The organism is Streptosporangium sp. NPDC002544, from assembly GCF_040295965.1.
In the GTDB taxonomy this organism is placed as follows: Bacteria; Actinomycetota; Actinomycetes; order Streptosporangiales; family Streptosporangiaceae; genus Streptosporangium.
Map to the genome: position 1 here is coordinate 152,866 of NZ_JBEOWJ010000025.1, position 9,751 is coordinate 162,616.

General features: G+C 69.4%; 11 protein-coding genes. 8 read left to right on the forward strand and 3 right to left on the reverse strand.

Annotated features, from left to right (window positions below; all coding sequences use genetic code 11):
* Positions 1 to 247: 247 nt before the first annotated feature.
* On the reverse strand, positions 248 to 1,342 hold the full coding sequence (locus ABT061_RS32420) for an SEL1-like repeat protein (protein ID WP_350925157.1): 1,095 nt from the start codon (positions 1,340 to 1,342) through the stop codon (positions 248 to 250).
* 666 nt (positions 1,343 to 2,008) lie between these two features.
* On the opposite strand from ABT061_RS32420, the gene ABT061_RS32425 reads away from it, so the two are divergent.
* The 4 genes from ABT061_RS32425 (at position 2,009) to ABT061_RS32440 (ending at position 4,970) form a co-directional block, all read left to right on the forward strand.
* The gene (locus ABT061_RS32425; protein WP_350925159.1) at positions 2,009 to 2,191 is read left to right on the forward strand and encodes a hypothetical protein; all 183 of its coding nucleotides are present in this window, start codon (positions 2,009 to 2,011) and stop codon (positions 2,189 to 2,191) included.
* 70 nt (positions 2,192 to 2,261) lie between these two features.
* Positions 2,262 to 2,402: a hypothetical protein gene (locus ABT061_RS32430; protein WP_350925161.1), complete on the forward strand. Its 141-nt coding sequence runs from the start codon at positions 2,262 to 2,264 to the stop codon at positions 2,400 to 2,402.
* Positions 2,403 to 2,467: 65 nt separating this feature from the next.
* Complete coding sequence (locus ABT061_RS32435; protein ID WP_350925163.1) at positions 2,468 to 3,439, forward strand: GlxA family transcriptional regulator; 972 nt, start codon at positions 2,468 to 2,470, stop codon at positions 3,437 to 3,439.
* Positions 3,440 to 3,533: 94 nt separating this feature from the next.
* Positions 3,534 to 4,970: a DJ-1/PfpI family protein gene (locus tag ABT061_RS32440; protein WP_350925165.1), complete on the forward strand. Its 1,437-nt coding sequence runs from the start codon at positions 3,534 to 3,536 to the stop codon at positions 4,968 to 4,970.
* A 38-nt stretch (positions 4,971 to 5,008) separates the two neighbouring features.
* On the opposite strand, the gene ABT061_RS32445 is transcribed toward ABT061_RS32440, so the two are convergent.
* Positions 5,009 to 5,923, reverse strand: coding sequence for a DMT family transporter (locus ABT061_RS32445; RefSeq protein ID WP_350925167.1), 915 nt, complete (start codon positions 5,921 to 5,923; stop codon positions 5,009 to 5,011).
* Between the two features lie 256 nt (positions 5,924 to 6,179).
* Here ABT061_RS32445 and ABT061_RS32450 point away from each other — a divergent pair, with 256 nt between their 5' ends.
* From ABT061_RS32450 to crcB, 3 genes are read left to right on the forward strand one after another with little or no spacing between them, the layout of a single operon-like run.
* Entirely contained in the window at positions 6,180 to 6,641 is a 462-nt protein-coding gene (locus tag ABT061_RS32450; RefSeq protein WP_350925169.1) for a FluC/FEX family fluoride channel, read from the forward strand.
* Positions 6,638 to 6,979: a DUF190 domain-containing protein gene (locus tag ABT061_RS32455; protein WP_350925171.1), complete on the forward strand. Its 342-nt coding sequence runs from the start codon at positions 6,638 to 6,640 to the stop codon at positions 6,977 to 6,979. The genes ABT061_RS32450 and ABT061_RS32455 overlap by 4 nt, the downstream gene beginning before the upstream one ends.
* Positions 6,976 to 7,350, forward strand: coding sequence for a fluoride efflux transporter CrcB (gene crcB, locus ABT061_RS32460; RefSeq protein ID WP_350925173.1), 375 nt, complete (start codon positions 6,976 to 6,978; stop codon positions 7,348 to 7,350). The genes ABT061_RS32455 and crcB overlap by 4 nt, the downstream gene beginning before the upstream one ends.
* Before the next feature lie 87 nt (positions 7,351 to 7,437).
* On the opposite strand, the gene ABT061_RS32465 is transcribed toward crcB, so the two are convergent.
* On the reverse strand, positions 7,438 to 8,034 hold the full coding sequence (locus ABT061_RS32465; protein ID WP_350925175.1) for a TetR/AcrR family transcriptional regulator: 597 nt from the start codon (positions 8,032 to 8,034) through the stop codon (positions 7,438 to 7,440).
* A 147-nt stretch (positions 8,035 to 8,181) separates the two neighbouring features.
* On the opposite strand from ABT061_RS32465, the gene ABT061_RS32470 reads away from it, so the two are divergent.
* Entirely contained in the window at positions 8,182 to 9,681 is a 1,500-nt protein-coding gene (locus ABT061_RS32470) for an MDR family MFS transporter (protein ID WP_350925181.1), read from the forward strand.
* Positions 9,682 to 9,751: the final 70 nt, after the last annotated feature.

Genomic DNA, 9,751 nt, shown 5'->3' on the forward strand with positions numbered 1-9,751 from the left:
GAATCAGGGAAATAAGGAATTCACCTGAAGTGACAAGGTGATCACTGATAGACACTTTGGTGGAGGTCGGTCGCTGCAGAAGAGCCGCCCTCGTCCGAGGGGAAGGGACAAGATCCTGATCGTCGGCTTAGGCCGGTTCGAGCCTGCCTGTCCTTTCGTGACGGGCATCGACGTCGTTCTCACCGTCTCACCGTGTCGCTTGCCGGTGGCCGGGGTGATGGGCGGCGCCGGTGGTCTTCAAGCCGCCTCAGGTGAATTCCGCGGGAGGATCAACAGCCGGCGAGGGCGGCTCCGTAGCGGGTTCCTGTTCTTCGATCAGGCCGATGGGCAGCGCGCCCTCGGCGTTCCACGGGGGCTGGGTGAGCTGTTCGGAGGCGCCGTCGAACTCGGCGGCGGCCTCGGGGTGACCTTTGCCGGCCGCGCGGCTGAACAAGCTCGCGGCCGCCCAGTCCTCGTCCTTGGCCCGGTGAATCCTCGCGAGGCGATAGGCGGCCTCGGCATGACCACAGTCGCTGGCCAGCCGGTAGAAGAACATCGCGACGCTGAGCTTGCTCGGATCCGAGCATTGGTAGTGGTGGCCGTAGCGGTAGGCGAGTTCGGCGGCCGCCCGCAGGCGGTCGGGGTCATCGAACAGGCCCGGCGCGGCGGGGTGACCGGCGTCGCCGGCCTGGCGCAGCCACTGGCGCGCCTCCTGGGGCCAGCCTTTCAGCAGCGCGATGACGGCCAGGCGCATGCAGTCATCGCCGTTGCCGGCCTCGCTGTGGGTCAGCAGGCGGGTGCCGGTCCTGCCGTAGATCCGCAACAACCGCTGCCGGGCCGCGGGGAGCGGCGCGAACACGATCGTGGTACTCGACCGGCGCGGTGCTCTCCTGCCCGTCGGCCGCGCGGGCGGCAGCTGCTCGGCCTCGGGCCGTTGCGCGGGTGGGGGCGAGGCGGCGAACGGGACGGAGACCGGTCCCGGCGGCGGCGTGGTGAGGGCCGGCGTGGCAGGCGCGGTGGGCGCAGCCGGTGGATCGGGCCGGGCGTCATGGGCGGCTCGCCAGCTCTGATACCAGGTCCGGGTGTCGCCCATGGCCTGCACATCCAGGCCGGTCTGCTCGGCGGCCACCGTACAGGCGGCCACGAAGGACGCCACCCACGCCCATGCCGGGGCGCGTTTGCGTTTGCCGGTCAGGATGTCGTGGGTAGTGCTTGGCGCCAGCCCCCTGCCCTCGTTGTCCTCTGGAATGCGCATCGACAGCGTGTGCAGTCGAGACAGCGTCGGGGAGCCAGCCAGGCCACGCAGCTCGTTGAGCTGATCGACGAAGGCGCGTAGCGCCGCAACACGATGTTGTTCAGCCATCGCCCTTAGCCGGAAATGAGTGATCCGCGATCTACAAGTAGTAGCGGGAGTCATATTGGCATTAATCGGCGGCCAGGCTGAGGGAGATCGCACATTCCGCTTCGTCCGGAATTAACAGCCGTTGACCTGCTAAGTACACAGTCCGGAGGCATCCGGATGAGTCCGGATGACATCGGAGCGATCCGGATGGGTCCGGATGAGACCGGATGGAGGCGGACCGCCCCGAAGGACGCCGAAAATCCTGCCCGCCAGGCCGGGGCGAAGGGATATCGGCGTCGAGAACGTAAATATTTCTCACCTTACAAAGGGTATTTATCCGGTCTCTTCCGGACATGTTTGAACCGGTAGCGGCCCAGATGGCGGCGCCTTCATCGTTGATCGCACCCCTCAGTGCCGACGATGAAGGAGAAAGCCCATGGCGCACGCCCTGACTGCTTCGCCTGCCTTTCTCCGCGTCACCGGCACCCGGCCGGGCTCCCCACCCCCGCCGTGGGTTCACAACGACGACCAGCTACTGACCTTGCTGGTGACGGTGTGGGCCTTGACCACCGGACGCATTCCGCCCAACCGCCCGGCTGACGAGCTCACCGAGACCGAGCTCATCGCGTTCTGGGCCGATGACCAGACCGCCGGATCCCCGGCGACGCCACCTCAGGAGCGACCCCGATGTTCTCCGTACCCGTGCTTCTCACCTTGACCACCACCGCGCTGGTGACGGCCATCGCCTGCGCGCTCACCCTGGCCGCCGGCACCGCCTGGCCCACCGCCCTACTCAGTGGCGGCGCCGCCGGCGCCGCCACCATGAGCCTGCTCATCCGCCTGCTCGACCAGCACCGCGACAAGCGCTGAGCGGCCGACCTCTAACCGGGCCGCACCGGTCTGACCGGCGCTTCACCGGTTGAGTGTGAATCCTCCGGTCATGACCGCCACCGGCGCGCTCGCTCCGATCTTCATCGCCCAGGATTCCGCCATGAGGCCGAAGGAGAACAGCACCAAGGCCGGGCCGAGCAGGACGACGCTCGTCACCGACTACGCACCGGACGGATCGACGAGTGCCTGATCCGTCCGATGCACAGTACGTACAGCCCTCCCGGATCATGGTGCGGGCGGTCTAGCGTAGGCACCGTGAGTGAGCGAGTGACGAGTACGGGCCGGGTGGTGGTGCTGGTCCTGCCGGACGTGAACCTGCTGGACCTGGGCGGTCCTGCGCAGGTCTTCGACGCCGCGGCGCATCTGGGTGCCGATTACCGGCTGGAGTTCGTGTCCGATACCGAAGAGGCGGTGTCGGCACAGGGACTGAGGCTGGCCGGATTCGGCGGTCTGCCGCCGACCGAGCCCGGTGACCTGGTGCTGGTGCCGGGACCTCGGCTGAGGGATCTTCGGCCGAGCGAGCCGTTGGTTTCCGACTCGGTGACGCAATGGCTGCGTACGGCACAGCGCTGCGGGGCCCGGATAGCGTCGGTGTGCAGCGGCGCGGCGGCGTTGGGCGAGGCAGGGCTGCTGGACGGACGCCGGTGCACCACCCACTGGTCGCTCATCGAGGCGATGCGGCAGAGATATCCGGCGGCCCGGGTCCAGGACGGGGTGCTGTACGTCCACGACGGCCCGGTGAGCACCAGCGCGGGGATCTCAGCCGGGATCGATCTGGCGCTGTCGCTGGTGGAACGCGACCACGGCCCCGCCCTCGCCGCCGCGGTCGCCCGGGAACTGGTGGTCTATCTGCGGCGAAACGGTTCGGCGACCCAGATCAGTCCTTTTCTCCAGCACCGTTCGCACCTGCATCCGGCCGTCCACCGCGTACAGGACCATCTCGCCCAGCACCTGGACACCCCGCACACCCTCGCCGAGTTGGCCGCGGTGGCACACCTGTCCCCGCGCGGTCTGAGCCGGGCGTTCAGCACATCGATCGGCATCAGCCCCCTGGAATACCAGCAGCAACTGCGCCTGGAACGGGCTTCGAGACTGCTGGCCGACACGGACCTCGGCGTGGATGCCGTAGCGAGCCGTTGCGGCTTCCGCGATGTCCGGCACTTCCGCCGCCTGTTCTCCGCCTGGTACGGGATGCCCCCGTCCGCGGCGCGCAAGCACGCGCGCTGAGCGGCATACCTCACCCTGATTCCCCTTTCACGGCGCCGATCGCGCTGCCGTGATCTCGCCATGCCTCAAAGGCCTTCACGGAAGAGAGCCTCCGGTGTCCCCTGTCCACAGCGGTCTGACCATGCCCGTCGTACGCCGGATCGGGCGTGTCCTGCTGGGCGCCGCCTTGTTCCTCGCCTCCCTGGGCGGGATCTGCGCCGCCGGTGTCACCACCGTGATGGGCCAGAGCTACCCCCTGTCTCAGCAGCGCCCGCCTGCCCGGGGCTGGCCGGCCCCCAAGGCGATACCCGGCGGACGGATCACTGTCGCGATCGTGGTCAGCAACGCCGGTTCGGTCTCCGCCGACGTTCTCGCCCCCTACGAGGTCTTCGCCCGATCGGAAGGATTCGCCGTCTACACCGTCGCGGCCCGGCGAACCCCGTCCCCGCTTTCCGGCGGCCTGCACCTGCTGCCCGACCACACCCTGGAAGAGATCGGGACAGGCGCCGTTTCCGAACCGGACGTGGTGGTGGTGCCCGCCGTCATCGATCCCACCGGCACGGCGGAGAAGCCGTTGCGTGAGTGGATCGCCGCGCGGTCCCGGTACGGCGCCCACCTGCTGGGCGTCTGCGCGGGCTCGGAACTCCTCGCGGCCGCCGGTGTGCTCGACAATCGCCGGGCTACCTCCTTCTGGGCCAACATCGGCTCCCTGAAGCGGAACCACCCCAAGGTGCGCTGGCAGAGCGGCGAACGCTATGTGGAGGACGGCGCGATCACCACCACGGCGGGTATCACCTCCGGCACCGTCGGCGCGCTACGCCTGGTCGAGCGGTTCGCGGGCGCGGCGGAGGCCCAGCGGATCGGGAGCGCGCTCCACTATCCCGGCTGGAGTCTGGACGGCTCCACCGCGATCACCCCGAACCACCTCGCCCTGTCCGACCTGCCGTACGTGCTGAACGCGGCGTTCCCCTGGTGGCGCCCCACGATCGGCATCGGGCTGGTGGAGGGAGTGGGAGAGATCGACGCCGCCGCGGCGTTCGAGGTCTACTCCGGTGTCTCCTTCAGCGCCCGCGCGATCCCGATCGGCGCCACCGGAACGGTCACCACGCGGCACGGTGTGGTCCTGCTCACCGAACCAGCGGGGACGGCGGTGCCGCGTGTGGACCGGTTCGTGGTTCCGGGCGTGCGCGGCGACCTGACGCCCGCCCTGGCGAGCTGGGCGTCAGGACGGATTCTCACACCGGAACTGCCCGGCGGCGGCCGGCGGGACGGCGAGTTCGGTTTCGACCCGATGCTCCGTGACCTCGCCGCCCATGCCGACAGCGCCACGGCCCGGACCACCGCCAAGTTCTCCGAATATCCCGTCGGACAGCTGCGCCTTTCCGGGGCCGGCTGGCCTTGGCGTCCCACAGTGATCTTCGTCGCCGCCCTGACCGTCTCCGCCGGCGTCGGCATGCTCACCGTCGCCGTACCGCGCCTGCTCCGCCGCCGTACGGCCGGCACAGTCTCGCGTTCCGGCGGGGGCGGGCCGGGGACGCCGCCGGCGCGGTAGCCAGGCTACAAGAAGTGCTGTCCGACCGGTTGCGGGTGCTAGGCGGACGCCTCCACGGCGGTCTCCTCCGCAGCCGGGGAGGTGCCGCGGGCCGAGCTCGCCAGGATGCCCCAGAGGGCGCCAGCCAGCACCACCGCGCCCCCCGCGAGTTGCTGCCAGGTCAGGGTCCCGCCCAGCAGCAGCCAGGTGGCGAGCACCGTCACGACGGGCTCCAGCATGCTGAGAATCGACGCGCGTACCGGGCCGAGCGTCGTGGCCCCGGCGAAGAACAGGGCGATCGCGAGCACCGTCGACACGAGTGCCACCGCCGTCGCCCAGACCCAGCCCACCGGCGCGAAGCCGAGGTCCAGCCCGCCCGATGCCAGCCCGAGCAGCGCGAACGAGCCGGTGGCGAACATCGACAGGTAGGCCGTGGTGACCGAGGGGGACAGCGAGGCGGAGACCCGGCTGCCCACGATGATGTACAGGGCGTAGGCCACGGCGGCCCCGACCGCCGCGAGCAGACCGGGAACGTCGAGGCCGGTGTCCAGACGGCCCACCACCAGGGTCAGCCCGGCCAGTGACACCAGGATCGGCCCGGCGACGGTCCAGCTCATGCGAGTGCGCTCCACCACCGCCGACAGGATGGACACGAGCGCCGGATACAGGTACAGCAGCAGTACGGCGAGGGCCGGCGAGATGCGCTGGACCGCCGTGAAGTAGAGCAGCGACTGGGCCGCGTACATGCCGCCGCCCAGCAGCGCGAGGGTCGCCCACTGCCGTCCGGTCAGCCGCCCGAGCCTGCCGCGCACTCCCAGCCATCCGAGGAACACCGCCGTCGCGATCGCGAACCGCAGCATGAGGAGCGTCGTCACCGACATCCCCGTGCCGTACGCGAAGGAGGCGAAGACGGGCATGAGCCCGAACGCCGCCGCCGAGATCAGGATCGCCGCGACCCCGCGCCGCATCACCATCACCACCTCCGGCGATCATTGTGACCTATGGGACTTCATCTCTGTTATCGGGTACCTTCGGCGGCTGGACGGTCCTGCCACCCGGTGTCCTGAGCGGCGGTGACGGTGATCGGGACGTGATCGCGCTAGGCTGAGCAGGGCCGAGGTTCCGTGCCGGTGCGGCCCGCCCGTCCTCGAGGCGCGGCACCCCGCTGCCGCCGGCGATCCCTACTCGCTGATAGGTCGTGTCGGGCATCCACCGCGTGTAGGGAGAGGCATGCGCTCGAAACAGGCGAGGTTCGAGACAGTGACCGAGCCCGTCGATCCCCCCGAGCCGCGTCGCTCGCACTACGGTGTCCTGGCGGTGATCGCCGCCGGTGGCGCGATCGGCACGGGCGCCCGTTACGGTGCCGCCCTGCTGTGGCCGACCGCGGCCGGCTCCTTCCCGTGGACCACGTTCTGCGTCAATGTGGTGGGCTGCCTGCTGATCGGGGTCCTGCTGGTGGTGCTGACCGAGGTGTGGACGGCACCGGCCTGGGTGCGGCCGTTCCTCGCCACCGGAGTGCTGGGCGGGTTCACCACCTTCTCCACCTACTGCCTGGACATCGAGCGCCTGGTCTCCGGCGGCAGGACCGGCCTGGCGCTCGGCTACCTGGCGGCGACGCTCCTGGCGGCCCTGGCCGCGGTGGTCACCGGCGCGTGGGCCACCCGCCGGCTCCTGGTGAGGAGAATGCGATGATCCCGCCTGGACGGGCGCTGCGGTTGACGATCTTCACCGACGACACCGACACCTGGCGCCACCGACCCCTGTACAGCGAGATCGTGCACCGCGCCCATGCCGCCGGGCTGGCCGGGGCATCGGTCTTCCGCGGCGTGGAGGGTTTCGGAACCACCTCGATCGTGCACACCACCCGGTTGCTGTCGATGACCGACGACCTGCCGGTGACCATCGTGATCATCGATACCGAGGAGCGGATCCGCGCCTTCCTGCCTCGGCTGGACGACCTGCTCACCGAGAGCCTGGCCGTTCTGGACGAGGTCGAGGTCGTTCGCCCCCGTGCCGGACGGGCCCAGTGAACTGGCTGCTGGTGCTGCTCGGCGGCGCGGTCGGCGCGCCGTTGCGATACCTGACCGACCGGGCCGTGCAGGCACGCCACGACACGGTCTTCCCCTGGGGCACCTTCACGGTCAACGTGGCCGGCTCGCTGATCCTGGGCGTCCTGGCCGGGGCCGCGCTGTCCGGGGTGGTGGGCACCGGCGTGCAGTTGCTGCTGGGCACCGGCTTCTGCGGGGCGCTGACCACGTACTCGACGTTCTCCTACGAGACGCTGCGGCTGGCCGAGACCGGCGCGGTGTTCTTCGCCGTCGCCAACGTCGTCGCCTCGATCGTCGCCGGCCTGGGAGCGGTGTTCGCCGGTCTCACCCTCGCCCAGGCGATCTTCGGGTGAGCCGCCCGCACGAAGGCCTGGGAACTTCGTACGGGCGGCCCCCATCGGTGGCCGGGCCTTCGGGAGCGGCACGAGAACCGACGCGGTTCACTCCCCGTCGAAGGGGTGAGCCATCTCGTCCAAGACGTCGTCCATGACCTCGCGCAGGGTTCGGGTCTCGTGCTCTTCGGTCCACATGTGCGTGGCGATGCGCAGCGAGACCAGGAAGGCGGCCGCCATCACCCGAGATCGGGCGCTGGTCTCGGAGTCGCCGCCGCGCTCTGCGATGACCTGGGCGAGCTCGCGTTCGAGGTTGGCGTGGTTGGCCAGTTGCCTGGCCAGGAGCGAGGGGTGCCTCTTGGCGAGCCTGGCGCGGATCACCCACTCCCTTTCCGGTCCGCCCATTTCGCTGTAGAGATCGTGTACCGCTCCGCGCAGCGCCCGCCAGGCCGATTCCTCGGCGGGGCGGGTGCGGACCCGCTCGAGCAGCAGGCGGACGCGCTGCTCGTCGCCGTAGAGGAGGGCGTCCTCCTTGCCGGTGAAGTAGTTGGAGAAGGTTCGTCGCGAGATGTTGGCGGCGTCGGCGATGGCCTCGACGGTGACGTGGTCCAGGCCGTGCTCCACGGTCAGCCGTAGCGCGGCCTCGTGAACCGCCTGCCGCGTCTCGGCCTTCTTGCGCTCGCGCAACCCCATTGTGATCTGCATAACACGGACAGCCTAACGCCTGGCACCATACGTGCCCAGTGGGCAAACTTTCTCAATGGGCATGTATGGTGTCATGGCCTGTTCCAGTCACCCGTACGTGGAGGTCGTGTGAGCACCCAAGCGGTCATGCCGCAAAGCACGGAGCCGATGACTCATCGGCAGATTCTCGAAGCGCTCAGCGGCCTGCTTCTGGTGCTGTTCGTCGCGATGATCAGCGGCACGATCGTGTCGGTGGCGCTGCCGCAGATCATCGGCGCGCTCGACGGGACCCAGTCCCAGTACACCTGGGTGATCACCGCGTCACTGCTCGCCGCGACCGCCTCCACCCCGATCTGGGGCCGGCTGGCGGACCTGTTCAGCAAGAAGCTGCTCCTCCAGATCTCCATCGTCATCTTCATGCTCAGCTCGCTGGCCTGCGGGTTCGCGCAGAACGCCGGCCAGCTCATCGCCTTCCGCGCCATCCAGGGCCTGGGTATGGGGGCCCTGCAGGTCCTGGTCCAGGTCATCATCGCCGCGATGATCAGCCCCAAGGAGCGGGGACGCTACAACGGCTATCTGGGCGGGGTGATGGCCGTGGCCACCGTGGGTGGCCCGCTCCTCGGCGGCCTGATCGCCGACACCTCATGGCTGGGCTGGCGCTGGTGCTTCTTCGTCGCCGTGCCGTTCACGGCGATCGCCTTCGTCCTGCTGCACAAGACGCTCAAGGTGGTCTCGGTCCGCCGCCCGAATGTCAAGATCGACTATGCGGGCGCCACGCTGATCGCCGCGGGCGTCAGCGTCCTGCTCATCTGGATCACCTTCGTCGGCAACTCCTTCGACTGGATCTCCTGGCAGACCGCGGTCATGGCCGGCGGCGGGATTCTGATCCTGGCCGTCGCCACCTGGGTGGAGTCACGGGTCAGCGAGCCGGTCGTGCCGATACACATCGTCCGCAGGCGCACCCCCGCCCTGGCCATCGTGGCCAGCCTCGCGGTGGGCATGGCGATGTTCGGCGGAGCGGTCTTCCTGGGGCAGTACTTCCAGATCGGTCGTGGCTACAGCCCCACCCAGGCCGGGCTGCTGACCATCCCGATGATGTTCGGCGTGCTGCTCTCCTCCACGATCTCCGGGCGGCTCGTGTCCAAGAGCGGCAAGGTCAAGCCGTACATCGTGACGGGTTCCGTGGTGCTCACCCTCGGATTCCTCGGCCTGTCCCTCATCGACCACGAGACCTCGCTGGTGCTCATCTCGGCCGCGATGATGCTGGTCGGCATCGGCGTCGGCATGTCCATGCAGAACCTGGTGCTGGTCATCCAGAACGTCGTCCCGCTGCGGGAACTGGGCGCCGCCAGCGGCGCCATCACCTTCTTCCGCTCGCTGGGCGGCACCATCGGAGTCTCGGTGCTGGGCGCGGTCCTGGCCAGCCGGGTGGCCACCGGTATCGCCGAGGGCTTCGCGAAGGCGGGCATCCGGCCGTCCGGCTCCGGGGGCAGCACCCTCAACCTTGAGGCGCTGCCCGAAGCCGCGAGGACCGTCGTGCGCGCGGCGTACGGCGATGCCACCGGGCACATCTTCCTGATCTCCGCCGCGATCGCCGCGGTGGGCGTCGTCGCCGTGCTCCTCCTCAAGCCGACCAGGCTGCGCGACACCGTGGACCTGGCGGATTGAGAGCGGCGCCCGGCATGCCCATGACCACCTTGAAGCCGAGCGCCTCCTGGTAGAAGGCGACGCTGCGCTC

Coding starts and splice junctions, on each gene's coding strand:
- ABT061_RS32420 (WP_350925157.1), bottom strand. CDS start 1,342: ATGGCTGAACAACATCGTGTTGCGGCGCTACGCGCCTTCGTCGATCAG.
- ABT061_RS32425 (WP_350925159.1), top strand. CDS start 2,009: ATGTTCTCCGTACCCGTGCTTCTCACCTTGACCACCACCGCGCTGGTG.
- ABT061_RS32430 (WP_350925161.1), top strand. CDS start 2,262: ATGACCGCCACCGGCGCGCTCGCTCCGATCTTCATCGCCCAGGATTCC.
- ABT061_RS32445 (WP_350925167.1), bottom strand. CDS start 5,923: ATGGTGATGCGGCGCGGGGTCGCGGCGATCCTGATCTCGGCGGCGGCG.
- ABT061_RS32450 (WP_350925169.1), top strand. CDS start 6,180: ATGCGCTCGAAACAGGCGAGGTTCGAGACAGTGACCGAGCCCGTCGAT.
- ABT061_RS32455 (WP_350925171.1), top strand. CDS start 6,638: ATGATCCCGCCTGGACGGGCGCTGCGGTTGACGATCTTCACCGACGAC.
- ABT061_RS32465 (WP_350925175.1), bottom strand. CDS start 8,034: ATGCAGATCACAATGGGGTTGCGCGAGCGCAAGAAGGCCGAGACGCGG.
- ABT061_RS32470 (WP_350925181.1), top strand. CDS start 8,182: ATGACTCATCGGCAGATTCTCGAAGCGCTCAGCGGCCTGCTTCTGGTG.